Source organism: Nitrospinaceae bacterium, assembly GCA_018669005.1.
Classification (GTDB): domain Bacteria; phylum UBA8248; class UBA8248; order UBA8248; family UBA8248; genus UBA8248.
On the sequence record JABJAL010000088.1, the window covers coordinates 1 to 24,027 of the forward strand.

Consider the following 24,027-nt stretch of genomic DNA (forward strand, 5'->3'; position numbering starts at 1 on the left):
AGGTGGCGGTGGCCGATCTCGACGGAGACCGGCTGGCGGCGCTGGCCGCTGAGATTAAAGACGCGGGCGGGCAGATGACGGGCATCACCGCCGACTGCGGCAAGCTCGCCGATATTGAAAAGATGATCAAAGAGACTTCCCGGGCATACGGTGGGCTCGACATTCTTGTGGCGGGCGCTATTCACAGGCCGACAAAGCCGATGATGGAGGTGACCGAGGCAGATCTGGACCTTGCGCTCTCGGTGAACGTGAAGGGTTATTTTCTCTCGGTCCAGCGAGCGGTGCCCGAGTTCCGAAAAAGAGGCGCCGGCAAGGTGATTCTTATCTCCTCGACATTCGGCTTTGCGGCGGCGCCAAATTTTTCAGTCTACTGCACCTGCAAGGGCGCGGTGGTGAACATGGCGCGGGCGCTGGCCTTTGATCTGGCGGCCGAGAACATTAATGTGAACGCGGTGGCGCCGGGCCCCATCATGACCGAGGGGATGCGCGAGCTCATCGCGGCCGACCCCACAATTGAGAGCCACCGCACCGCCCAGATGCCCCTGCCCCGCTTCGGGGAGCCTGAGGAGATTGCCGAGGCCATCATGTTCCTCGCCTCCGGGCGCTCGACCTATGTGCACGGACATAATCTGGTAGTGGACGGAGGATATCTGGCGGTCTAAGAAATTACAATTCACTCTCGATCTGCTCTCCAAAATGGTTTATATTACCTAAACAGTTTCAAAAGTACGGTAATTCATGAATATTGTTCTTAAGAGGAGAATTTTGAAATGCGCAATTGCCGAAAAATAGTCCTCGTGGCGATTCTTGCCGGATTCGCCGTGGGCTGCGCCAATTCGACGACCACCTGGTCGAAGACAGGCGTGGGAATGAAGCAGGCGGCGGCCGACCTGAAAGAGTGCGCCGGCGCGGGCGGACTGATGTACGAGGGTAAAGGCCTTGACGAGAAGCCGGTGGCATATGTCTCCAAGCGCACCTATACGTCCACGGCGGGCGTGCCGTTTGAGAAATGTATCATGGGCAAGGGCTATAAAAAGTAGGGTTTCGCTACAAGAAATTGGCTAGCGATTGCCCCCAGCAGGCTCCTTGACCGCACCAAGAAGGCCAGGAAGATCGAGGCGGCCCTGGTTCTCGAAAGGGAGCCGGGGGCGGAGAAATTCGTCCCTGAATAGGGTTCCTTTGAGGCGGTAGGTGAAGCTCCGCCCCCTACCAAGGACGGCGATCTGCTGAAGCATGTCAAAAGCAGATATCGTGGCGTGCGTCTTAACAAGGATCTCGCCCAGCCGAGGCACCTTAAAGGCTCCGCTTGAGAGTCCTCTCAAGAAACGCACGCCATTCAATTCGAGGGTGAAGCGCAGGCCCGTCGCGGCAATGGCGACCTCATTTGGATTGCGTACCCTGATGGTTACCTCGAAGCGCTGCTCAAGTAGCGTAATGCCATTTGGGGCCACATCCACGAGGCTGACCTCGATGGATTCAAGTTTGTTCTCCATCAAAGCGCACCCCCCAAGGGCGGTGGCCAGTACCAATACCACCAAACACCTTGCGACCGACCTCAGTGCGGTTAGCCTCAGTAAAGACATTTTTTTTAAACAAACACGTATCATTCATCCACTCCAAATTCTATCGATACCAAATTAACCTTGCTCAAGTGTGCTCTCCCATAGCTTTAGCCTTTATTCTACACCATCCGAGTGTGGCCCGCTGAAAAGATAACCTAAGCTTTTAAATACAGCGTTTAAGCAAATTTAATGGCGTAAACACAACTTCAATAAATCAAAAAATTACTCTTTCCTTACAAGTTCATAACATAAGTGCCCTGGCCGAAAGTTAGTTTGCATGTGAGGAGAACTCCTCTGTTGGCGCTCTCCCTGCTCAGGCTATCTGGCCTTAAATTGGTTTTCACGAGCAAATCGACCATACGGACCTCTTTAAAAATGCATCAGAAAGGATAGACAATCATGGAAGTCTCATCGGTAAGCCCCCCCCCAGTTCAGGCTGCCCCTCCCCCAACCGAGCAAAATGCACCCGCGACTGCGACTGAGGCAAGTCTTGAAGCCGCTCAACAACTCGAGAGCGGAGGCCCCCCTCCTGTCTCGGATGCCGACTCTGCGCGTGGCGAACTCCTGAATACATCCGCTTGAAAATAGCGTGATTACCCTGCCAAGAGAAATCTGTAATAAAGAGATCTCAGACAAACAATTCGACTGCAAATGATTTCCAGAACACCCGGGCCAAGGATGGTCTAGACCCTCTACCTCCAGCAGTTCTGATCATGGGTGCTAAACCCGAGGAACCACTGCGAGGAAATATTGTTAATGGTCCCTTCTAGCTCTTTTCACAAATAAAGTTAAATCTACGATACTTCCTCTCGTAAATTTTTCTCTTACCCCCTATTTAAACTTCTCTCTAAGGGACCCCTTTAATTGAGAGAGGAATTTATGCCTCACGCGTAATCAAAATCTCAGGTAATATTGCGTTCATCGCCACACCCGCAAGTCCAAATAACCACAATAACGTCCGCTGCCGGAGCATATAGCAACTTTCTATCTTCGAATTAGTTCTTGAGAAAACTTTCTGGCCTGGAATGAGTATGGGGTGCTAAATTATTATTGTTCCAATAATATGTGGGAAATTCTGTATTTTTTTATTAAACTGAATGGCCAAATCAAAAAGGATGGTATCGTATGGCCGTATGATTCTTGTTGAGAGCCCGGTGTTTTCTTCTTAGAGATATTTTTCACTCGCCCTTCAATAACGAGCAAATTTGCCGACCTGTCAAAATGGCAAATAAATTCAGGAATTGACTCAATTGAACCCTAACCTTTCGATGGAAACTGCCCTTGTTCATTATGGGGCTGGCAGAAAAGAGGAGGCCGAGAAAGCTTGCCAGGAGCTTCTTGCCTTAAAACCAGACCACCATGAGGCGCTGCATTTTCTCGGCATGCTCGCCTACCAGAGCGAAAATGCCACGCTTGCCATCGACTACATTTCTCGGGCTGTGGCGGCAAATCCATCCGAGCACGTTTATTTGTGCAATCTCGCCCTTGTTCAGATAAAGGGAGGATCATTCGAAGACGCCCTGGAGAGTTGCCGCGTTGCCCTTGAAATCAATCCTGGCTTCTTCGATGCGCACAACAACAAGGGAGAGGCTTTGATGGGGCTGAACCTTATGGAGGAGGCGACCGGTAGTTTTCGGGAGGCCATCAGGCTCAACCCCGATTTCGTTCATCCGCACAACAATTTAGGCAATGCCCTCAAAGCGCTGGGGCGGCTTCAGGAGGCTGTCGAGAGTTTGCGCCAAGGGATTCGCCTTAATCCGGAAATCGCCGAAATCCACCATAATTTAGGCCTCGCCCTCAAAGAAAGCGGCCAACTAGATGAGGCAATCGTATCTTTTCGTGAGGCCCTTCGCCTCAACCCCAATTACATCGAAGCAAACCACAACATAGGCGTAATTTTATGGGATCAGGAAAAAGCCTCGGAAGCTGAGGAAATTTTCAGGGAAGTCCTTCGCCAGCAACCCGACCATTTCGATGCCCACTACAATCTTGCGCAAGCTCTTTTTCACAAGAACCAAATTAAGGAGGCGATGGCTTGCTGTCAGGAAGCCGTTCGCCTTAAGCCTAAATTTACCGAAGCCCATATACTTATGGCGAATATGCTTCAAAACCAAGCTCGGACCGACGAGGCCGTGTCGAGCTATGATCGAGCCATCGATAGTTTACCGGACAATCCGCTGCTCAAGCTTATTAAAAGCACTATCTGCCCTCCGATAATGATGGATGTCCAAGAAATTGACAGATGTCGCTCTCAACTAGAAAAAACCATAAATGAATTAAGCTTGCAGACTAATCAGTTAGAACTTAGGGATATTCAGCAATGGGCAAAAGAGCCGCCCTTCTTTTTTGCATATCACGGACGGAACGATTTGGAAATTCGTTCAAAATATGCCGATTTGTTTGCCAATTCCTTCCCTTGCCACCAGCCCCCCGCTTCATCGGGCACCCCGAGAATAGGGGTAGTTGTGACAGATAAGCATGAAGGAATTTTCTTACGGACATTTGGCAGAGTACTGAATAATTTATCCCCCGAAAAAATGAAAATTTCAATTATATGTACTGAAAAAGCCCGCACAACGATTTCAAATAAGATTCACGCCCAAATTTCAGACTACTGCATCATTCCTTTCGATTTTTGTAAGGCTGCGGAAATCATCAGGGAAAGAGCGTTTGATTTACTCTATTATTACGAGGCAGGCTCGGATTCCTTGAATTACTTCCTACCTTTTTTCCGCTTGGCTCCCGTCCAGTGCACCTCACATGGATTCCCCGTCACGTCAGGGATTCCGAACATGGATTATTTCATCTCAAGTAAGATGGCCGAGATCGATAATGCGCAGGCGCATTACCGGGAGGAGCTTTACCTCATCGATTCACTGCCCTCTTATTACCGCCCCGACCTACCCTCTCCCCTTAAAGACAGAACCCACTTCGGTCTCGATTCGTCTGACAACATTTATTCGTGCTTCCAGAATCTCTTGAAATTCCACCCTGATTTCGATACGATATTGAATGAAATTCTCCGGCAGGACCCAAAGGGAATTTTATTGTTGGTCGATACGTCCTCGGGCAAGAGGAGTGAAATGTTGATGAGCCGGTTCGAGAAATCGATTCCAGACGGGATTGATCGAATTCGCATCCTCCCCGGAATGCCGAGGGAGGATTTGCTCAATTTAATCTCTCTATGTGATGTCGCCCTTGACCCCATTCACTACAATGGTGGGAACACGGCTTTTGAGACTTTCACTATGGGGACCCCTTTGGTCACCATGCCGGATAAGTTTTTACGAGGTCGGTATCTTTATGGCATATATCGAAAGATGGGCGTAATGGATTGCGTGGCTTCATCGCCAGAGGAATATGTGGACCTCAGTATCAGGTTCGGGACGGACCCGACCCAGCGCGCCTTGGTGAAGGAAAAAATCCTCGCAACGTACCAAGTGCTAACAGATGATATTGAAGTCCCGGGTGAGCATGAAAAATTCTTTCTCTGGGCGATCGAAAAGGCCAGGGCCGAGCACGCTTGAGGCCAGCTAGTATTCAGACTAAAGCAATAGTTCTGTCTTCGAGGCGCACCTGAAGCCAAAGTAACGGTGCCCCCCATCGAGACGCTCTGGATAAACCGGAACCCGAGAGGTCGATGTGAGCCCCGCATTGTCGCTTGAGGTGTTACCTCCACGCGCCACGCGACCATCGTGCACCTTAAAACTCTCGCGCCCATCCTTGGGCTTGTAGGGATAGGGCCGGTAGAGCGAGCGCGTCCATTCCCAAACCTGGCCCGCCATGTCGAGCACACCATAAGGGCTCGCCCCCTTGGGATACCGACCCACCGGCGCCACATCATTGCGATAGCTTCCGAAAAAAGCCAAATCCTTGGCAGGCTTTTGGTTTCCCCAAGGATAGAGACGGGCATCGGTGCCTCTTGCCGCCTTTTCCCACTCCGCCTCGCTAGGTAAACGCTTGCCCTTCCATTTGCAGTAGGCAATCGCCCCATGCCAAGCCAATTCGCCGGCCGGAAATTTCTCGAACCCCTTCTCGACAGCCCAGCTATCCTTATCGAAAAGAATTCGATTGTCCTGGTCCTCGACATCGAGATACATTTCGCCCTTGGGCCCGGTGGGCCCCTTTTTTCGAATAAATTCGGCGTACTGCACCCAGGTGACAAGATTCTTGTCGATATAATAGGCAGGCAAATGCACCTTATGTGCCGGTTTCTCGTCCGGAGGCCCGCCGTTTCGCCCCATCGTGAACGGCCCAGCCGGAATCAGAACCATACCGGCGTACTTGCCCTTCCCCTCAACGGGCGCCCCAAAGGCGGTTTGCGGCCCGACACCCGAAAAAATCCACAAGACATGCAACACGAGGAAAAACGGCCCAAATCTTAGCCACGAAAATATTTTCATTTCTCCCCTATCCTATCTTCGCCGAGCCCGACAAATTCCTTCGGTAATCCCACCATTTCCATTTATTCGGCTTCACCTTCAGTCGCACCCTAATTTTCTGGGCAACGGGGCCATCTTTGTATTTCTCCCACATGTCCGGGCCAAAAAACTGGTCGATGATGATCTTAAGCCCCTCATGATCCTTTCCCAAAACATCGGAAATCTCAGCCGCCCCCTCAATGATAACCGCGCGGAATGGAAATTCGGCATCATCAATACAAAGGGAGACCGCCGGGTTGCGCTTTAAATTCTTCACCGTAACCGAGTCCGCGCCTGTGCTGATGAAAAACGTTCCGTCCTCGGGATGGAATTTATAGCAAAGGGGAACGACATGCGGCGAACCATCCCCCTTGGTCGTGGAAATCCTTACCATCCGGGGATCGTTCAAAAAATCGTCCATTTCTGTCGGGCGATCTGCCATGATTCCTCCTCTCGAGGATTTATCTAGCGCACAGCCGCTGAAAAAGGGGTCAATATTTGGCCTCATATAAGACCAGAGTCGTGTTTTCATTATTATAGCATTAAAATAAACTAGATTTTCACTAAACCAGAGAGAAGAAAGGATTCCTGTCCATGGATGAAACAACCGACCCATTTGAATATTTTTTCGATCGCCCCTGGTCGGATGGCTTACCTGTGGTGACACCAACCGCCGAGCGCATCGAGTGGATGCTAAGCGGCACCAGCCGCGAGCCGGATGAATCGCTGGGCGGTGTGCCCCCGGCCCACAACGAGGCCACCGTCGAGGGAGTGGCCCAACACGCCGTCATGGCGGGGTGCAGGCCCGATTATCTGCCCGCCCTTCTTGGCGCCGTCGAGGCCATGCTCATTGAGGAATTCAACATTAATGGCCTTCAAGGAACGATGGGGCCCGGCGGCCCCATGATCATCTTCAACGGCCCCTATGCAATGAAAATTGGCCTTCACGGAGGCTCGGGCTGCTTTGGCCCCGGATTTCGTGCCAATGCCACCATCGGTCGGGCAATTAGGCTTATCTTGATGAATCTGGGGGGCGGCCTCCCGGGGATATCTGACATGAGTTGTTTTGGAAGTCCGGTGAAATACACCTTCTGCATCAGGGAAAACGAGGAGATGAGCCCATGGCACCCGCTCGCCGTTGACCGTGGGTTCTCCGGGGGCGATGACGTTGTCACCCTCTATCCGGCAGAACAGCCCAGGCAGGCCTTCGACGATTCAAGCGCCGAGCCCGATGGGCTCCTCACCACCATTGCCTCGGCGATGAGTTCGATGGGAATGTCCAATTCCTACATGCGCCAGAACATGGTCGTCGCCATCAGCCCCGACCACAGCGCGGTTTTTAAGCGTGCTGGTCTGTCGCGCGATGAGGTCAAGCAGATACTTTTCGAGAAGGCGCGCCTGCCCCTCAAGTTGATGAAACTAGGTGGGCGTTATCACGGTGGGGGAAAGGTGGATTGGCCCGACTGGGTGGACCTGAACGACGATGAAAGCATGGTCCCGATGATTCACGTTCCAGAAGATATCATCCTTCTCGTCGCGGGCGGGCGCCCTGGGCCCCATTCAACTGTCGTGCCCGCCTGGAATAAATCGAGCCAGACCGTCTCTCTCCGCTACCGAACGGACTAGGTTTACCGAGGACAAGTAGAGCATGGCGGACAAAAGATCTGATCTTCCCAGATGTGATTTCTCACAAAAGGGATTTACAGGGGACAAACACTGCCCCCACCCAGGAGAGTTCGATGCCCTGGAGGGCGAGTGTCTTTGCATATTCCATTGGGCCCCCGAGGACCTCGAAGGCAAGCGACGAAAAAACAGGTTCTTCCTCTCCCGCTTCAAGGAATTTCTCGCTCTTTATAAAAGGAAAATCCGGGAAAACAATTTCGATGAGCGCCTGAATTGCAGGGGATTTGTCTTTCCAGACGATTTTTCCTTTTTTAATGGTCAAGATGTGCCACCCGTCGATTTTCATTATTCCGCCTTCGGGGAGGGCGCGTGTTTCACCCGGACAAAATTCGAGGGCGGCGCTCGTTTCCACTGGACCACTTTTGGCAAAAGAGCCCTACTCGACCAAGCCCATTTCGGTGATGGCGCCTCTTTCGGTGGGGCGCAATTCGATGCGGGCGCCTCTTTCGACGGCTCCTCGTTTGGCGAGGGCGCCTCTTTTATCCAAACAAAATTCAGCCACGAAACAAGCTTTTTCGGCACGAAATTCGATCGGGGAGCCATATTCGACGGCGCTGAATTCGGCGATGACACGACGTATATGGGAAGCGAATTTGGAGAGGACACCTCATTCGAGAGAGCCCGCTTCGGGGAGCGGACGCTATTTGTCGAGAATGTTTTCGGCGATGGGGCCTGGTTCACCGGCGCCTCGTTCAACGGAGAATCAGGATTTTGGGGATGCAAATTCCACGGGTCTGCAAGTTTTTCGAGGCTTCAGGTCCAGGGAAACTTTCAATTTGCCGGTAAAATCGAAGCCTCCCCCCTCCGGGTCTTTCAGTGCGACACAAGGAGCACGATCAGTTTTGAGAGCTTGAAATTGGCGGCGCATTCATGGCTCTCCTTTACTAACCTCAGCCTTGAGCGCGCCTCTTTTTTCGGCACCAAGCTTTCAGCCATTTCGTTTTCAGGTGTTATCTGGCCCAATGACATAAACGGCAATTTGGTTTTTCCGGGGCGTATTGAAAACGGGGAGTTTCAAGAGATCGCCGATGAGGGAACTTTAGTATGGCTTGAGGAGTTATGCCGCGAACTCAAGGAAAGCTATTCAATGAACCTGGACTACAGCGAGGCCAGCAAATTCCGGTGGGCCGAATTAGAATACCGAAGACGCAGAATATTACTGAAGGCGACAGGAGAATCAGGCGGCATCAGGCCGCAAATCGTGGCCAGGGCGCTCGGTCTCTATCGCACGCTTGGGGGCTACGGGGTCCGGGCGGGAAATACCCTGAAAATCATGCTGGCGGCCCTTGTTGCCGTGATTCTCCTCCAGGGCCTGCTCGGCATCCATCATTCCTATGAGAGAAACGCCAACATAGCTAGTTTTCCCTGCTCGCGCCACAACAATTCGCCATTCAGGAGAATCGGGGTACTTGAGGGCGAGGCCGGAGCCTGCCCCAACTCGAAGGCCTCATTGCCTGAAATATTCTTGTATGCAGGAAAATTCACCCTACTCGACGCTACTTATCTGTTATCTGGGAAATATGAACCCGCCACCGCCGTGGGCCGAGGACTCTCACTTATCTTGCGAATCTTCCTGCCAATACAACTCCTTTTCCTTCTTATTACAGTGGGAAGACGCTTCGAGGGTCTTTTTAGGACACGAAAAAAGCCGCAGAAAGAACCTCAAGCATCACATTAAATCTGTATGGATTGGATTTTTAGTGTCAAATATTTCCAAAGAAAATCGAAAGTAAATTCTAGTCAACCTACCAAATCTACCGCAAGAGCTCAGCTCAAAAAGAGAGCACGCGATTGTGCCATCAGCTCTCCTTAGAGAGTGATGCTCTCACCGTTAAGCTCAACGGTACTCGTGATAGGAATCGCGGTCGAGACCATACCCTCGGCATAACAGCCCCGCTTGGCGTTTCGGATGAGCTTCAACACCTTATCGCGCGGCTCATCGGACTCGACCTCGAAATGAGATCGCATGGCGGTGGCTCCGGACTCGATATCTCCCCTGAGCACCGAGCCCCGCACGAACCAATCGAACCCCACCCGGCACCTAGCCTTGGTGAAGGGGGTTTTCATCATATGCGCGTACCGCGCAAGCTGGGTAAGCAGTCAAAAACCCACCCCCATGGCGATATAGGTAAGCGGCTGAGGATAGCGGTCCTCACCCCCGAGACGAGGCGGCTCATCGCAGTAGACCTCGTGAATTCGGGCACGACCGACTTTCAGTTGGTGCTGGCCCTCTACAGTCTCGGTGTCAGCCTCCATCGTCAGGGCGTAGCCACCCGAGGGCAAATCGGTGCGCTCAAGATTACTCTTCTCATCCCATGGGTTTATTGGTTTGTCCACGCAGAATTCCTCCTAGGAAAATAATCTGAATAAATTTCGGATATGAAAAAACGCCGTGTTAAGAATCGCCTGCTGCCGTGGCTGGCTGATGGAACACTGTAATTTCAGGGAGCTTCCCCTCCCAACGCTCGATTTCAACCAGCGCGCTGTGGGCAATGGGCCCCTGGGCGAGCTTTGAGGTCCCTTTGTCGAGGGTGAGGACATTGGGGTTCCCGTGGCAGTCGAGAGCGCCTTTGTCCTTGGCTTCTCCTTGTGAAATGGGGTCAAACCAGGCCCCCGTGGCAATCTGTACGACACCTGGGCGTAGGTCCTCAGAGATGACGGCCCCGGCCAGGATTGCGCCCCGATCATTAAAGATGCGCACAATATCGCCCTCGGCGATGCCCCGCCTGGCCGCGTCCTTGGGATGAAGACGCGCAGGCTCTCTTCCTTGAATCTTGCTATCACTACTCACCCCGGAGGGATCAAGTTGGCTATGAAGGCGAGTAGAGGGTTGATTTGAAATCATGTGAAGGGGATGCCGGGCGCTCTGCTCACCGCCAAGCCATTCTGCGGGCTCTAGCCAGGTGGGATGCCCCGGACAATCATCGTAGCCATACGCGTCTATGGTTTTCGAGAAAATCTCGATTTTCCCCGACTGCGTTTTAAGCGCTTGCCCAATCGGGTCGGCTCTGAATTTTTCAAGAATTATGTGCGGTTTTTCAGGAGCAGGAATCTCAAAGTGGCCCTTGTCCCATAGGTCATCGAACTCAGGATATTCCATCAAACGCTCGCCCGCCCGCTCGCGGCCGATGTCGTAAAGATGCCTAATCCATTCCATCTCGCTGCGTCCCTCGGTGAAGGCCTCGCGTGTCCCCAAGCGTCCGGCAAGTTCAGAGAATATTTGAAAATCATCCCTTGCCTCCCCTACAGGCTCAATGACCTTTTCCATCGCGACGAAATATCGATCTAGCGGCGAGGCGCCAATATCGTTGCGCTCAAGGCTCGTCGTCGCCGGAAGCACGATATCGGCGTGGCGGGCTGTCGCCGTCCAGAAGGGCTCGTGGACGATGATCGTCTCAGGGCGCTGCCAGGCCTCGATGAGGCGGTTGAGATCCTGGTGGTGATGAAACGGGTTGCCTCCGCACCAATAGACAAGTTGAATCTCGGGATAGGTGTGTGCCTCGCCCCGATAGTCGTAGCGCCCACCCGGATTAAGAAGCATGTCGGAGATGCGCGCGACGGGGATGGAACTGCCGATATTATTCTCGCCGCCAGGAATCATTGGTGGGCCCGGAGCGCCCGCGCCAGGATTACCAGTGCCGCCCATACTGCCGTAGCCGAATCCGAAGCCACCGCCCGGAAGACCAATTTGACCCAGCATGGCGGCGAGAGTGACGGTCATCCAGATGGGCTGCTCGCCATGATCTCCCCGCTGGAGAGACCATGTGGTCATGATCATCGTGCGTTTTTTAGCCATGCGCCGGGCGAGCGAGCGAATTGTATCCGGGGATATTTCCGTAATTCCTGCCGCCCATTCGGCATCCTTTGGCACACCGTCCGAGCCTCCGGTTAAATAGCCCTCGAAATTCTCATAGCCCGTGCAATAGCGCGCGAGGAAATCTTTATCGTGCAACCCTTCGGTGGCGAGCGTATGGGCGATGCCCAGCATGAGGGCGGTGTCAGTATTGGGCCTTGGCGCTAGCCACTGGGCCTCCAAAAACTCTGACACATCATCGCGAAGGGGCGCGATGTTAATGAACTCGACTCCAGATTCGCGAGCCTGCCGTAAAAAACTCTCCTCGCGGTGCTCGCCGCCACCACCATGCTTTACCTGTAAGTTCTTCAGGCCAATTCCCCCGAAGGAGACGATCAATTCAGAGTCGCGCACCAACCCGTCCCAGGAGGAGGTCTGCCGGATGTAATTCTCGTTGCCCAGGATATAGGGCATGACGACCGAGCCGGCAGCGTTGCTGTAGGTTTCTGTTTGATCGGTGAAGCCGCCTTGGAGATTCATGAAGCGCTTGAGTTGGGATTTGGCGTGATGAAAACGCCCGGCGCTGGCCCAGCCGTAGGATCCAGCGAAGATCGACTCATTGCCGTGCTCTTGTTTGACGCGGCGAATCTCGGCGGCAACCAAGTCAAGGGCTTTATCCCATGAAACGGGAACAAAGGGCTCGCTGCCCCGTCGCCCAGGACCGCTACCCGGGCCTTTCTCCAGCCACCCCGCGCGCACCATCGGCTGCGCCACCCGGCTCTCGGAATAGACTGCATCCGAAATCGACTCGATTAAAGGCGAGGGATCGGTATCTGTTCCAAATGGGGCCGTGCCCACCATCCGGCCATCGCGCACCTCGGCGCTGAAAGCACCCCAGTGGGAGCTATGCTGGCGAGTCTCGAATGTCCCTGGCTTGGCTTCCATGTTCACTTCCTTAACCACACCCATCTGCTACGAAAAATAACTACCAAACTAAATTGCCTGACGATTATAACATCCCTGCCAAATCGAAACCGCCCCAGCCGGCCACTCCGGCAAGGCGCCCCGGATTATTCTTCCGTCGCCTGAGGGAATTCTTCCGGCCAATTCTCGGCCAGCCCGGCGAAATAGTTTTTCATGTCATCGGTTTTCTGGTGAAGTGATTTCGAAATACTCTCCACCCGGCCATCTGTTTCCAGCGGAATTCGAAGCGCATCCTGAAAACGGTTCCGCATGTTGAAATAGGTGATGACCATCGTAAGCTCGACGACTTCGGCGTCCGAATAAAGGCGATGCACTTCCTCGAAAACGTCGTCGCGTGCCTTTGCCGTGTTCAAAGTTACGTGCTCGGCCCACAGTACAGCGGCCCTCTCGCGCGGCGAGAGGTGGGGCGAGTCCATATATGCATCCGAGTGAATGGCCTCGAACTGCTCATCCGTGATACCTAGCGCCCTGCCCAGGGAAGTATTGTGCGCCAGTCAGTAATCACAGCCATTCAGAAGGCTCGTCTTCACGACAGCCATCTCCTTGAGTTTTGACGATAGCGTCGTGCCCAGCCCCTCGCGCATGAGCGAGACCGTGAGCGGAAGAATCGTCTTGGCCACATAGGGCTGATGGGCCATCACAGCATAAGAGTTGGCCACCCGCCCAAGGAGCTTTGTCACACCCGCCAGCACGTTCTTGGATTCACCCTCGGCGGTATCGAGCGACAAAAACGGGATTCTCGATTCCGTCGAAATTCCCTGTGATCCGGCCATGATTATTTTCCTTCCTTTTCGGCCTGCTGCTCATCGTGAATTCGCTTTAAGGCGTAGAGACCTTCCATGAGAACCGGGGCGCCGCCGCCGATGCTTGCCACCTCGAAGGCCTCAAGGGCTTCTTCCATCGTCGCGCCCAGGCGAAGTGCCTTTTTCGTGTGGGTGTAGACCTCGTGTTTCATCCCCTTAAAAGCAAGAATGCCAATTTCGATCAACTCGCGCGTTTTCGCATCAAGGTGTCTGTCTTTTTCCTTGAAAAAGCCCCAATGCATCTGACAGTAGACCTCGAAATAATCGGGATCAAGCTCGGCCCCGAAGCCGAGTACATCGTAGACGAAACCTCTGTCTTTGTGGATTCTATCGGTAATGCGCTTAACTTTTTCCTCGCGAGTTTCATCAGCCATTTTCTTTCCTCCGGTTAAGTTGATTTAGTAGAACGATATCAAACACTTCAAACTAGAAGCAATTAAAGGAGATTTTTTTCGCAAATCAAGAAGAAGCTTTTCTTTCCTCAAGGACAGCATTCAGACACTTCATGCCCATCATAACGGACGGGCCGCCCGCAGGGAAAAACAGGCATTGAACACCCTCGAAGATTTCCTCCTCTGTTGCCCCCAAATCTAGAGCCTGGCGCATGTGATTCTTGACGTAGGTTTCCGTCTCTATACCGGGCAAGCGTACACACAGGGCGGAGATGATAATCATTTCCCTGAATTTTTCGGATAGTGCCCCCTCACGTTTGATTACATGATTGTAGAGAGCGCTCTGCCTGACGTGATATTCTGGGTCCTTGTTGATATAGAATTCCTGCTCAGGCAGAACCCATCCTCTGTCCGCTTGCATCTGATCTATCAATGCTTGTTTTTCCGCTGAATCCACCAGAATATCTCCCTTGATTGGGGCAAGCACCCCACTTAATAAACGGGCGGGAGGAAATCCCCCCGCCCGTTTACGTCAATTCTATTTCGTTAGAACAAAAAAAATTATTTTTTCTTCTTCTTGAATCCCATGTCTTTGAAGACTTTGCCGTAAAAATCGATCTGGCCCAAGTATGCTTCCTTAAGTTTGGGACCCGATAGCGGCTCAAGTTTCTCGCCGAATTTTTTGACCAGTCTTTTGAGGGTTTTGCTCTTTAAAGCCTTGTGAAGTGCCGCCTGTAGAGTGGCAATGCGATCCTGGGGCACCCCTTTGGGGGCGATGAATACGCGCCAGGATTTATACTCATAGTCTACCCCAAGTTCATAGAACGTGGGATGATTGGGAAACTCAGGCATGCGCTTTCTGGACGCCGTGGCGATCAAGGTAAGATCGCCACTCTTGACCCGGCCCAAGGTGCCGCCCGTGGTTACGTTTGCCCAACCTAAATCCGTGTGGCCACCATACATGGCCTGCCAGGCTTTGCCGCCGCCCCGGAAGGGCACGTGCTTGAACTTGACTTTCGCGGCCCGCATGATCTGAATAATACCCAGATGGCTTGAGCCCCAGGCACCGTTCGAGGAGATCGAAATCTTGCCGGGGCGTTTTTTGGCGTCGTCGATCAGGTCCTTATAAGTCTTCCATGGCGTCGTGCTTTTTGTCACGAGCATGAATGGGGAACCATTGACCTGGAAAACCGGAATGAAATCTGTTTTGGGATCAAAACCCATGTCGCGCGCGTGGGGCGCGATTCCAAAATGAGAGTTCGAGCCGAGAGCGATGGTATAGCCATCGGGCTTCGAGCGTTTGAGAGCGGTCATGCCGATCTTGCCCCCTGCCCCGCCGCGAATCGTGCACAGAAAAGGCTGCCCCAAGTATTCGTGAATAACACTCGCCACCGCCCGGCAGTGCATGTCGTGCGAGCCGCCCGCGCCGGTAGCCAAAATCACCTTGATGGGCTTAATCGGATATTTCGCCGCCCCGGCCTGGGGTGCTGCTACGAGCACCACGGCTGCGGCCATGGCCCCTACCCATAAAATCCCTCTTTTCAGCATATTGTACTCCTCCTGTGTCAGTGAAGGCAGCTTGTTAGTCGGCCCAAGGCCGCTTCCAAACCGCCATTCCTAGAAGCGCTACACTAAGTAAAATAAAAAAGCCCGAAATCGGCCGAGTCAAAAAGACCGTAAAATCACCATCAGAGAGTACCAGAGCCTGCTTCATCGACTCCTCCGCCGAGGCGGTGAGAATATAGGCGATAACAAGAGGCGCCAGTGGAAATCGCAACTTGCGAAGAGCGTATCCGAACAAGCCAAAAATTAGAGCAACTTTCACATCCTCGATGCTATTCTGGTAGATGAATCCGCCGACAACACAGAAAAGCAGGATGATGGGTACGAGAAGCGACTGGCGTATGGTGACGATTCTGGCAAACAGGGGGGTCAACAGTTTGCCCTGAAGCAACATGATGGGATTGCCGAGCAGAAGCAGCGTGAAGATTCCGTACATGGTCGCGGCGTGCTCTTGAAAAAGACTAGGCCCCGGCCTCAATCCCTGGGCCATGAACGCGCCCATCAATATGGCGGCTGAGGCGCTGCCCGGGATGCCGAAGGCCAGCGTGGGAATCAGGTCCGCCCCCGCCACTGCACTGTTGGACGCCTCGGCGGCGGCAATCCCCTCGTAGCTTCCCTTGCCAAATTCCTCAGGGTTCTTGGACCCGCGTTTTGCCAGCGCGTAGCTGATGAATGTGGCAATGGCAGCGCCGGTCCCTGGAATGGCGCCAACGGCAGTGCCGATGAGCGAGGAGCGCATGATGGTCCATTTTGCTTTGACGAGTTCATTCAAATCGAGCGATTTGCCCCCCTTGAGGTGGGCCGTTTCGGGTTTGTTGGAAAGCTCGGAGAGCTTTTTTTCAGACTGGACCAGAACCTCGCTGACGGCGAACAGGCCGATGAGCATGGGAACGGTTCCCACACCATCCATGATGTTACCGATGCCGAAGGTGAAGCGCTCCGCGCCCGAGATGATGTCCTGACCGATGAGACCAACGAGGATGCCGAGAAGCATAGAGAGCAAGCCCTTTAAAACCGAAGAACCCGTCACTGCGGAAATAATCGTCAGCCCCATCACCATGAGGGCGAAGAACTCGGTCGGCCCAAAGAGCAGCGCCACGGCGGCAAGCGGAAAAGCCGCTACGATAAGAACGATGTCGCTAAATGTATCGCCCAGCGTCGATGAGTAAAGTGCCATCTGGATAGCACTCTTGGCCTCGCCCTTTTGCGCCAGAGGGTAGCCGTCAAAAGAGGTGGCCGCAGCAGCAGCCGTGCCCGGCGTGTTAATCAGGACGGACGGAATAGAGCCTCCGAAAAGGGCACCTTTGTGAATCCCCAGCAAGAAGGGAATGCCATTTATCGGCGTCATGAAAAACGAAAAGGGAACGAGCACCGCTATTGCCATCACACTTGTCAGGCCCGGTATCGCACCCACGGTAATTCCGGCAAAAACACCGAGCGAAACCATGATCAGCGCCTGGAGAGTGATCGCCTGCCAGATAGCTTCAAAAACTTGTTCCATTTAAGACGCTCCTACAAACAATTCGCCTTCGGGAAGGACTACCTTGAAGGAGAACCAGAAAAGCCGCTCGATAACAACTGGCGTCAACAGCGCCACTGGGGCGACGAAACGCCAGTCCCTCGTACCAAAGAAAATAATGAGCACCGCCAGGAATATTGGCGAGGTCAGATGAAATCCAAACCACTCAAGGGCGTAGACATAAACTACCGCAAGGATAAAAACGAAAAAAGCCTGCAAGGAAGAGCGTCTGCTCTGTCCGGACATGAACTCGGGTTCTCCCTTCTCCCTGAGTGCGTTTCCCGCGAGAAGTACGCTGACAAAACCGAAAATGGCAATCGTAATTTGCGGGAATGTCTCAGGCCGAAAAATACGACCCGCGAACTCGCTCTCAGCGGTCGATAAAACAATTTGGGTAGGGATGAGGTAGAAGTAGTAAACAAGACTGAAGAGGAAGAAAACAATACCGACGATCAGGTTCGTTCTGTTCATTGGCCGAAGAATCCCGAAAAAATTAAAGGCCCTCGCTCATATATGAGCAAAGAGCAGAAAAACACTAGCTCAAATTTTTTAAGCTCTTGTTTGTTGTATAGACATTTGTACGTTACCACCAACTTCGCCCCGAACTCAAGGGCAAATTGGGAGGCAAGTGTTGCGTATAGCAGAACGCGGGAGGGGTGAAAAAGCTCCTAAATCCGCAAAAAAAATCGTCGTGCCCTTCTCGATAGATTGAACACTCAAAACAAGCGCTTATTATAGTAGATAGTTTAATTATATCGGACATAAGTATTACACCTGCCCCACCGCTTTTTCACCGTAGTCCTTGATGCGCTCAAGTGCCTCACTCGACATTTCGCATATGGCAGGCCCATAGGGGCCCGGCCCCCTTACATGCGTCGTCCTAAGCCCCTCGAACACCTCAAGCGCCTTGAGCACCCCCCGGAGTTCATCATCGAGGCTCGCCCTTAAAGCCTCCTGGTCCGGAATTTTTTCAAGATAAAACGTGTGTTCAAAATCCAAGTCATCCGGTGTAATGCTTTTGGCATGGAATGCCGCGTTTAACCAGTGCGTGCAGACGTGCATCGAGGCCCAGATGATCGTCTCGTAGTCCGCCTCCGGGTCAAGACGAAAAATGGTCGCCTCAAATCGCCCTGCTTTGAGAATATGCACCTCGGCCTTCAAAATTTTTGCTCCTTAAATATTCGCAAATTTTTCCACGTCTACTCCCAAGCGGGAGGGTCCGCCGCACTTCCGATGATTGTCATAAAACGCGCCCGCGCATCCTTAAAAGACAGGAGGCATTTCTCGACGATATCCGCACCGCATACCTCCCCACCCCGGACATATTTTGGGCGAAGACCCTCGATGGAAGCCAGTGGTGCCATTGCTTCCTTGAGGTCTGCCTCCGGTGATTTTTGAAAATATGAGAGCGGGGGGCGGATAGTGTGGGACTGGTCCGAATGGCCGTGGGTCACCCCCCGGACATGGAGCGCTGCATTCAGGAGGTGGGTAGCCGCCAACATGCACACCTCGACGATCATCTCGGCGTCATCAGAGCGGTCCAGCCGCTCAAGGGTGGCCTCAAGCCGGGCCGCCTTTAGTACGTGCTCCCTCGGCCTCATATCAACCCTCCCCCCTGTCCTGATGTATTCATGATGAAAATTAAAAAGTCATGAATGATTTCCAATTATCAATATAAAAATTTAAATACCGGACAGCTTGATAGATTCACCTGTTCTCGCCGCCTCATCAATGGCAGCCGTTACCTCGACCGTCCGCCTGCCCTCGATCAGCGTTGTATGAGCGCACGGGCTTCCCGTCGCCAGATGGTCGAGCCACGAGCGTGTCTCATTTGCAATAGGTCCCCAAAACTCGCCCAACGCCCAATCGCCCGAAGAATTCGTCTGCATGAACAGGAGGTTCACATTATGATCGGGCACATAAGCGTGGGGCACCCCTTTGTCGGTGAAAAGAAGGCTATCCTTGTTGTCGGCGTCGAGGAGTATCACCCCCTCCTGGCCCAGAATCTCAAAGCGCGAACTCTGCCCATAGGTCGGGTAGCGTGCCGGCAGCGCATAGCAAATTCCCAAATTCACCACCGCCCCGTTGGCAAAGGTGACGATGGCCCACGTCACATCGTCCGCCTCGTAACCGAGCCCCCTAAAAACCTTCCCGTTACTCCGGGCAACAACCTCGACCGGGGGGATTCCCTCAAGATACCAACAGGCCATGTCCACATAATAGGTCAGCACATCCATGACCGGTGTAGCCTCGGGCGAGCGCTCAAGAATTTGGAGCATCTGGGCCCTCGTATTGTAGACGCGCGAGGTGATGCCCATAATTTCGCCGACGCGGCCCTGGACAATCTGCTCCTTGGTGAGCATCCAGCGGCGATCATGGCGCCGCGAGTAGCCAATGCGTAACTCAACACCAGTTTTTTCTACTGCCGCGATAATTTTATCTGCGTCCTCGACGGTGAGCGCCAAGGGCTTTTCAACAAAAACGGGTTTGCCGAGTTCGACTGCCTGGAGTATGGCCTCGACATGGTCGTGCTCAGGCGTTGAGACGAAGACCGTAGTCACCTCCGGATGAGAGATAACTTCCAAGTTGTCGCCAGAGGACATATTCGCCGTCACGCTCTCGGCAAGATTGTTGGCCCGCTCGGGGTCCTTGTCCGCGATAGCAAGAAATCGCACCGAGGGGTGTCGCGTTGCCATGTTGGCACGAAGGGATCCGATTCGACCCGAACCAATGACGGCGACCCCAAGTTCTTTCTTTTCCATGACAAAATTCTCCAATGGTGATGTTCTGGGGGTATAAAACCTTTGCGTGAATGCGCTATTATACGCCTTATTCCCTTTTTCTCCGACCCCGGGAGCGATACTCGATGAAAATCACAAATACGAATGTCTGGACCATGGCCAGTGAAGTGGCGCAGCAGTCGAGAAACCGCTACGGCGGCGCGACCCTCCTTGAGCGCACTGTTCTGCGCCTTGAGGACGATCAAGGGAACGAGGGTTGGGGTGAAATGATGCCCATCATTTTCACCGATGAAACGCCCGCCGCCGCAACAGTCGCAATCAAAGAGGCGGCCGCAAAGCTCAAAGGGCGCGATGTGATCGACTCTGCCGCCAGCGCCACCACCAGCGGCCCCGCTGCCGAGGTGGACAGCCTGTTCGACTTCACCAAACTCCAGGCGGCCCGCTGTTGTGTCGAAAGCGCCCTGCTCGACCTAGGCAGCCAGAGGACAGGAAAACCATTTTCCTCGGTATTTGGCGGCGAGCGGCGCAGCGGGTTCGAACTCGACGGCCCCATTGGGCTCGTATCGCCAGATGAGGCGGTTGAAAAGACAAAGGGATATCTCGACCAGGGCATTTCCACGGTGAAGGTCAAAGTGGGTGCCGACGTTGATAGCGATGCCGAGCGCCTACTCGCAGTCAAAGAAGCCTTCGGAGATAAAATCAACCTGCGCATGGACGCCAACGGTGGATACACGCCAGAGGAAGTCATCCGGTTTTGCACGAGAATTTTACCCGCGAGGGTCCAGCATTTCGAGCAGCCCCTCCTGCCCTCCGAGCCTCGGTGTTTTGAAATTTTCAGGGAAATTCGAGAAATGGGCATCCAGGTTGCAATGGATGAATCGCTGTTTTCTCTTACCGATGCCAAGAAACTAATTGATGAGGACGCCTTTGATGTCGGCATCATCAAGATATCAAAATTCGGCGGGCCACTGGCGGCGGCCGAGGTCGCGCGCACTCTCGAGGCGGCTGGGAAAACTTGCATCCTCAGCGCCTCGTATGAATCCTATATCGGAAAATCCGTAGGCTTTGCTCTCGCGCTCACTTTAGAGAAATGTGATCGCGTCCACGAACTTGGGCATTTTGCAGCCGAGGCCGAGATGGCCGAATGGCGCCACGATATTACCGGCGGAACTTTTACTCGCGGAGAGGGCTCGGGGCTTGGCGCAAGGGGACTGGCGGAAAATCTCGACTCACTCGCGGCCTCTTAAAGCGTCAAAGACACGCCGGAAGGGTTGAGGACGTAAAATCCCCAACTAATCTAAAGAACGAAATAATCTATCCAGGTTGCCGATGCGTCAGGCAGTTTCCAGGACCGCGGGCGCAGGCTCGCCTTCAACAGCGAGCCGCTTTCGCTGGATGAGGAAGACACCACCCAGAATCAACGCACCCGTCGCGTGAAGCATCACTCCAGGAAGCACCACTCCGAGAAGTACTATTTTGGGCCAGAAGAGCAAAGCTGCGGCAACTCCGAGAATGACGCGCACCGGAGTCGAAAGCGGAAAATAGCTATGCCCGATCATCATCTGCGCAAGCGCGGTAAATCCAAAGACAGCGGCGACCGCCGTCTCGGCAATCGCCATCGGACGGTTCAGCGCCAAAATGGGTGTAAACGCGAACATAAGCGGCATGACATACATGCCCTTTGCCATCATAAGCGCCGACCAGGCGGCCTTCGACGGATTAGCGCCCGCAATCCCAGCCGCAGTATAGGCGGGAACACACACGGGCGGCGTAAAGCAACTATCCAGGCTGTACCAGAATACGATCAGATGAGCTGCCATGAGGGTGAGGCCGACGGGCTCGCCAAGCTCCAACATGGCGGGAACTGCCATGACCGATAGAACGATATAGGCCGCGCTCGTCGGAAGGCCCATACCAAGGACAAACGAGGCGACGCCCACAAGAAAGATGCCTAACAGAAGGCTGCCCCCCGCCAGCGATGTCACCATCGAGGCGAACTTGAGTCCGAGACCGCTCTGAAAGAGCGCCCCCATGATGAGGCCCACAGTTCCAACAGCGGCCGCGATAGGAAGCGAATTACGTGCTCCGTGCTCCATTGCCTCGACAATATTCCAGACACCGCCAAGTAAGGCATGAACGAGTTCGCTAGCCGTCACACCCTCCTCTCGCGCCTTCTTGAGGAGTACGAGCCCCCCCTTGAGGGCCGCCAGAATTATAACCGACCCAATTCCATAGAGGCCGGCATAGGGAACGGGCCGGCCCGTCATGAGGACAACGATAATAATTATCGGCGGCAGTAGATAAAACCAGCCTTCCTTCATTATGGGACCAACTCGGGGCACCTGATCCTTGGGGAGGCCAACGAGCCCGAGCTTTCTGGATTCAAAGTGAACGAGCGCGTAAACCGAAAAGAAATAAAGCGCTGCCGGAATGATCGAGACTCTCACGATGTCCCAGTAGGAAATACCGGTAAACTCAACGATAAGAAAGGCCGAGGCACCCATGACCGGCGGCATAATCTGCCCCCCGGTTGAGGCGGCTGTCTCGATGCCCGCTGCCGTCTCGGGACGAAATCCAGTTCGCTTCATCATCGGGATGGTGAAGGAGCCCGTCGTCACAACATTGGCATTGGTGCTTCCCATGATGGTGCCGGTCATGGCGCTGGCGAAAATCGCCGCCTTGGCGGGTCCACCGCGTAGATGCCCCGTCACTGCCATCGAGAGATTAACGTAAAACTCCGAGGCGCCCATTCTTTCTAAAAATGCCCCGAACAGAATAAATAAGAAGATATAGACCGAGAATACATTCATCGGCGTCGTCCAGATTCCATCGTAGGTCATGTACTGATGGTCGATGACGTGCATGAACGAGGCCCCTTTGTGCGCCATCTCCCAGGGGAAATAAGGGCCTACCCAATCCCATGAATAAACCACGAAAAATAGCGAAATAAGCGGGAGCGCATTGTTGATGGTGCGTCGAGCAGCCTCAAGCGTCAGAAGAATAATGGTGATCCCGAAGAAAAAATCGATAGGTCGAAGCGGATCGACATAATAGAGCCGGTCCTGAAAGTAGTTCCAGTCCCAGAGAGCGGGAAAACCCGTGGATGTCACGGCCAGAAGGAAAGTGACCCCGACAATTACATAGCCCCATGGACCTTTGACGACGGGTCGTCGGTAGATCAGATAGATCATGGCCATGCCAAAGAGATAAGAAACCCCGCGCTGATACTGGTCCTCATAGCCTCCCGAGTAGGCGATATGAATATGAAAAACAGACATACCTACGCCGAGGAGAAGGATAATCCATTCAAGAGGGGTTCTTATTTTTTCGGTGGCCTGGCTCAAGATATTGTTGCTCCAAAAAAGCGCCTCCGGCCGGGGACAAGATGCCCCCGACCGGACACGCAGGGAAAACCGTAATTACATCGCGCCGCCAATTTCCTTAAAGAATCTCTTGGCGCCCGGGTGCATCGGAACGCCGACACCTTTGCCAGCTTTCATGGCGTCCCAACTACCATAAATCTTATGAACGCCTGTCAGGAACTTTTTATTCTCTTTGGTGAGCTTGAGCATGTTGTAAACCACGTTCGGATCCATCTTGTCGGTGGTGAGAAGCACGCCGTTGAGCCCCATCGAGCTGGTCGGATTGGGGTTGCCCTTGTACATGCCGCCGGGAATTGTGCACGCTGAAAAACCATTGCTCTTCAACATCTTCTTCATGTCGTCTTCCATCTGCATTAAACGCAGATCCCTACCGAGAGTCGCCTGGATACCGGCGCCGTTCGGGTCGCCTGAGTTATGGAAGTAGAAGTCAATCTGGCGAGAGCGAATGGCACGGCTCATGCCGCCAGCGCCCGGGAAGGTGAGCTTGAAGCCCTTCTTCACGAGTTCCTTGTAGCTGGTTCCGTACATCTTTACCGCTAGCTGGGCGACATACTCGGTGCTGGTCCCCTTCTTGGACATCGCAATGTTGAGGGGTTTTTTCGAGGTGGCCATGGCCTTCCAATTCTTATAGCCAGCTTTATAGAGTTCCGCACCCACATACTGGTGGTAGCAGGACGAATAAAAGGTCGAGACGCCCCTGAGGTTCGGGTAGGCCTTTTTGAAAGGTGTCTTGCCAGCATAGGCGGCGGCCGAGAAGTTCGAGAACGAGTAGCCGAAATCGGTTCCGCCGCTACCAACGCGGGCCGGATTCGCACGTCCACCGCCGCCGGGCACGACGCTGTACTTAACGCCAGCTTGTTTTTTGTTAAGAAGCTCAGAGAGGCCAGCACCAAGACGGCCCATAGTTCCCCTTGCGCTTCCGATGGCAATCGTGAACTGCTTGGCCGCCTGAGCAGTCTCAACAGCCGTGAACGATGCTGCCATCGCCATGATGGCAGCAACAGTCAAAAACTTTCGCATGACTTACCTCCCTTTTTGCATTTATACGTTGTGCCGGTGCATCCCATGCACAGATGCCTACCGGACCCTGTTTGCCAAATCACCATTTGATAGAACAAACTATGTCTACATTTGATAATAAATATTTTACAGACTTGCGCCAAATGATGTCAATGAAGGAGGA

The 24,027-nt window shown here is 53.4% G+C and carries 23 protein-coding genes and 1 pseudogene; 6 read left to right on the forward strand and 18 right to left on the reverse strand.

From position 1 onward, the window contains the following. Both HOJ95_14170 and HOJ95_14175 read left to right on the forward strand, forming a co-directional pair. Positions 1-662, forward strand: a 662-nt coding sequence (locus HOJ95_14170; GenBank protein ID MBT6395845.1) for an SDR family oxidoreductase, incomplete at its 5' end; no start/stop codon positions are given. A gap of 108 nt (positions 663-770) precedes the next feature. Next, the gene (locus tag HOJ95_14175; GenBank protein MBT6395846.1) at positions 771-1,040 is read left to right on the forward strand and encodes a hypothetical protein; all 270 of its coding nucleotides are present in this window, start codon (positions 771-773) and stop codon (positions 1,038-1,040) included. A gap of 21 nt (positions 1,041-1,061) precedes the next feature. On the opposite strand, the gene HOJ95_14180 is transcribed toward HOJ95_14175, so the two are convergent. Continuing rightward, entirely contained in the window at positions 1,062-1,493 is a 432-nt protein-coding gene (locus HOJ95_14180) for a hypothetical protein (GenBank protein ID MBT6395847.1), read from the reverse strand. A gap of 1,319 nt (positions 1,494-2,812) precedes the next feature. Here HOJ95_14180 and HOJ95_14185 point away from each other — a divergent pair. Further along, on the forward strand, positions 2,813-5,089 hold the full coding sequence (locus tag HOJ95_14185) for a tetratricopeptide repeat protein (GenBank protein MBT6395848.1): 2,277 nt from the start codon (positions 2,813-2,815) through the stop codon (positions 5,087-5,089). A gap of 18 nt (positions 5,090-5,107) precedes the next feature. Here HOJ95_14185 and HOJ95_14190 read toward each other — a convergent pair whose 3' ends face one another. Then, a complete protein-coding gene (locus HOJ95_14190; protein MBT6395849.1) occupies positions 5,108-5,965 on the reverse strand; it encodes an SUMF1/EgtB/PvdO family nonheme iron enzyme in 858 nt (285 codons plus the stop codon). Positions 5,966-5,972: 7 nt separating this feature from the next. Then, positions 5,973-6,425, reverse strand: coding sequence for a TIGR03618 family F420-dependent PPOX class oxidoreductase (locus tag HOJ95_14195; protein ID MBT6395850.1), 453 nt, complete (start codon positions 6,423-6,425; stop codon positions 5,973-5,975). 152 nt (positions 6,426-6,577) lie between these two features. Between HOJ95_14195 and HOJ95_14200 the strand changes: the two genes are divergently transcribed. Next, a complete protein-coding gene (locus tag HOJ95_14200) occupies positions 6,578-7,609 on the forward strand; it encodes a hypothetical protein (GenBank protein ID MBT6395851.1) in 1,032 nt (343 codons plus the stop codon). Positions 7,610-7,631: 22 nt separating this feature from the next. Then, positions 7,632-9,344 carry a pentapeptide repeat-containing protein gene (locus HOJ95_14205; protein ID MBT6395852.1) on the forward strand — a complete coding sequence of 571 codons (1,713 nt, stop codon included), beginning with the start codon at positions 7,632-7,634 and terminating at the stop codon, positions 9,342-9,344. Between the two features lie 131 nt (positions 9,345-9,475). Here HOJ95_14205 and HOJ95_14210 read toward each other — a convergent pair whose 3' ends face one another. The 13 genes from HOJ95_14210 to HOJ95_14270 all read right to left on the reverse strand — a co-directional run bounded on the left by HOJ95_14210 (position 9,476) and on the right by HOJ95_14270 (position 19,482). Further along, positions 9,476-9,736 (reverse strand): hypothetical protein, encoded by a 261-nt coding sequence (locus HOJ95_14210; GenBank protein ID MBT6395853.1) that lies wholly within the window; start codon positions 9,734-9,736, stop codon positions 9,476-9,478. 30 nt (positions 9,737-9,766) lie between these two features. Further along, positions 9,767-10,003, reverse strand: a complete 237-nt coding sequence (locus HOJ95_14215; GenBank protein ID MBT6395854.1) for a hypothetical protein — start codon at positions 10,001-10,003, stop codon at positions 9,767-9,769. A 58-nt stretch (positions 10,004-10,061) separates the two neighbouring features. After that, the gene (locus HOJ95_14220; GenBank protein ID MBT6395855.1) at positions 10,062-12,404 is read right to left on the reverse strand and encodes a molybdopterin guanine dinucleotide-containing S/N-oxide reductase; all 2,343 of its coding nucleotides are present in this window, start codon (positions 12,402-12,404) and stop codon (positions 10,062-10,064) included. A gap of 125 nt (positions 12,405-12,529) precedes the next feature. After that, on the reverse strand, positions 12,530-12,859 hold the full coding sequence (locus HOJ95_14225) for a carboxymuconolactone decarboxylase family protein (protein ID MBT6395856.1): 330 nt from the start codon (positions 12,857-12,859) through the stop codon (positions 12,530-12,532). Positions 12,860-12,937: 78 nt separating this feature from the next. Next, positions 12,938-13,216, reverse strand: a complete 279-nt coding sequence (locus HOJ95_14230) for a hypothetical protein (protein MBT6395857.1) — start codon at positions 13,214-13,216, stop codon at positions 12,938-12,940. A gap of 2 nt (positions 13,217-13,218) precedes the next feature. Then, positions 13,219-13,620: a carboxymuconolactone decarboxylase family protein gene (locus HOJ95_14235; GenBank protein MBT6395858.1), complete on the reverse strand. Its 402-nt coding sequence runs from the start codon at positions 13,618-13,620 to the stop codon at positions 13,219-13,221. 85 nt (positions 13,621-13,705) lie between these two features. Then, on the reverse strand, positions 13,706-14,095 hold the full coding sequence (locus HOJ95_14240; GenBank protein MBT6395859.1) for a carboxymuconolactone decarboxylase family protein: 390 nt from the start codon (positions 14,093-14,095) through the stop codon (positions 13,706-13,708). A gap of 104 nt (positions 14,096-14,199) precedes the next feature. Beyond that, positions 14,200-15,186 (reverse strand): tripartite tricarboxylate transporter substrate binding protein, encoded by a 987-nt coding sequence (locus tag HOJ95_14245; GenBank protein ID MBT6395860.1) that lies wholly within the window; start codon positions 15,184-15,186, stop codon positions 14,200-14,202. Between the two features lie 34 nt (positions 15,187-15,220). Beyond that, positions 15,221-16,702 (reverse strand): C4-dicarboxylate ABC transporter permease, encoded by a 1,482-nt coding sequence (locus HOJ95_14250; protein ID MBT6395861.1) that lies wholly within the window; start codon positions 16,700-16,702, stop codon positions 15,221-15,223. Then, the gene (locus HOJ95_14255) at positions 16,703-17,191 is read right to left on the reverse strand and encodes a tripartite tricarboxylate transporter TctB family protein (protein ID MBT6395862.1); all 489 of its coding nucleotides are present in this window, start codon (positions 17,189-17,191) and stop codon (positions 16,703-16,705) included. Between the two features lie 297 nt (positions 17,192-17,488). Beyond that, on the reverse strand, positions 17,489-17,881 hold the full coding sequence (locus HOJ95_14260) for a hypothetical protein (GenBank protein ID MBT6395863.1): 393 nt from the start codon (positions 17,879-17,881) through the stop codon (positions 17,489-17,491). 38 nt (positions 17,882-17,919) lie between these two features. Next, on the reverse strand, positions 17,920-18,321 hold the full coding sequence (locus HOJ95_14265) for a hypothetical protein (GenBank protein ID MBT6395864.1): 402 nt from the start codon (positions 18,319-18,321) through the stop codon (positions 17,920-17,922). An 81-nt stretch (positions 18,322-18,402) separates the two neighbouring features. Next, a complete protein-coding gene (locus tag HOJ95_14270) occupies positions 18,403-19,482 on the reverse strand; it encodes a Gfo/Idh/MocA family oxidoreductase (GenBank protein MBT6395865.1) in 1,080 nt (359 codons plus the stop codon). Positions 19,483-19,586: 104 nt separating this feature from the next. Between HOJ95_14270 and HOJ95_14275 the strand changes: the two genes are divergently transcribed. Then, the gene (locus HOJ95_14275; protein MBT6395866.1) at positions 19,587-20,708 is read left to right on the forward strand and encodes a hypothetical protein; all 1,122 of its coding nucleotides are present in this window, start codon (positions 19,587-19,589) and stop codon (positions 20,706-20,708) included. An 87-nt stretch (positions 20,709-20,795) separates the two neighbouring features. Here the strand turns inward: HOJ95_14275 and HOJ95_14280 are convergent, their stop codons facing one another. Both HOJ95_14280 and HOJ95_14285 read right to left on the reverse strand, forming a co-directional pair. After that, positions 20,796-22,805 carry a TRAP transporter fused permease subunit gene (locus HOJ95_14280; protein ID MBT6395867.1) on the reverse strand — a complete coding sequence of 670 codons (2,010 nt, stop codon included), beginning with the start codon at positions 22,803-22,805 and terminating at the stop codon, positions 20,796-20,798. A gap of 75 nt (positions 22,806-22,880) precedes the next feature. Further along, a pseudogene (locus HOJ95_14285) lies at positions 22,881-23,864 on the reverse strand (TAXI family TRAP transporter solute-binding subunit). Positions 23,865-24,027: the final 163 nt, after the last annotated feature.

What these genes read in the sequence shown, in the direction of transcription:
- HOJ95_14175 (MBT6395846.1), top strand. Translation starts at nt 771, where the DNA reads ATGCGCAATTGCCGAAAAATAGTCCTCGTGGCGATTCTTGCCGGATTC.
- HOJ95_14180 (MBT6395847.1), bottom strand. Translation starts at nt 1,493, where the DNA reads ATGGAGAACAAACTTGAATCCATCGAGGTCAGCCTCGTGGATGTGGCC.
- HOJ95_14190 (MBT6395849.1), bottom strand. Translation starts at nt 5,965, where the DNA reads ATGAAAATATTTTCGTGGCTAAGATTTGGGCCGTTTTTCCTCGTGTTG.
- HOJ95_14195 (MBT6395850.1), bottom strand. Translation starts at nt 6,425, where the DNA reads ATGGCAGATCGCCCGACAGAAATGGACGATTTTTTGAACGATCCCCGG.
- HOJ95_14200 (MBT6395851.1), top strand. Translation starts at nt 6,578, where the DNA reads ATGGATGAAACAACCGACCCATTTGAATATTTTTTCGATCGCCCCTGG.
- HOJ95_14205 (MBT6395852.1), top strand. Translation starts at nt 7,632, where the DNA reads ATGGCGGACAAAAGATCTGATCTTCCCAGATGTGATTTCTCACAAAAG.
- HOJ95_14210 (MBT6395853.1), bottom strand. Translation starts at nt 9,736, where the DNA reads ATGATGAAAACCCCCTTCACCAAGGCTAGGTGCCGGGTGGGGTTCGAT.
- HOJ95_14220 (MBT6395855.1), bottom strand. Translation starts at nt 12,404, where the DNA reads ATGGAAGCCAAGCCAGGGACATTCGAGACTCGCCAGCATAGCTCCCAC.
- HOJ95_14225 (MBT6395856.1), bottom strand. Translation starts at nt 12,859, where the DNA reads ATGGACTCGCCCCACCTCTCGCCGCGCGAGAGGGCCGCTGTACTGTGG.
- HOJ95_14230 (MBT6395857.1), bottom strand. Translation starts at nt 13,216, where the DNA reads ATGGCCGGATCACAGGGAATTTCGACGGAATCGAGAATCCCGTTTTTG.
- HOJ95_14235 (MBT6395858.1), bottom strand. Translation starts at nt 13,620, where the DNA reads ATGGCTGATGAAACTCGCGAGGAAAAAGTTAAGCGCATTACCGATAGA.
- HOJ95_14245 (MBT6395860.1), bottom strand. Translation starts at nt 15,186, where the DNA reads ATGCTGAAAAGAGGGATTTTATGGGTAGGGGCCATGGCCGCAGCCGTG.
- HOJ95_14250 (MBT6395861.1), bottom strand. Translation starts at nt 16,702, where the DNA reads ATGGAACAAGTTTTTGAAGCTATCTGGCAGGCGATCACTCTCCAGGCG.
- HOJ95_14255 (MBT6395862.1), bottom strand. Translation starts at nt 17,191, where the DNA reads ATGAACAGAACGAACCTGATCGTCGGTATTGTTTTCTTCCTCTTCAGT.
- HOJ95_14265 (MBT6395864.1), bottom strand. Translation starts at nt 18,321, where the DNA reads ATGAGGCCGAGGGAGCACGTACTAAAGGCGGCCCGGCTTGAGGCCACC.
- HOJ95_14270 (MBT6395865.1), bottom strand. Translation starts at nt 19,482, where the DNA reads ATGGAAAAGAAAGAACTTGGGGTCGCCGTCATTGGTTCGGGTCGAATC.
- HOJ95_14275 (MBT6395866.1), top strand. Translation starts at nt 19,587, where the DNA reads ATGAAAATCACAAATACGAATGTCTGGACCATGGCCAGTGAAGTGGCG.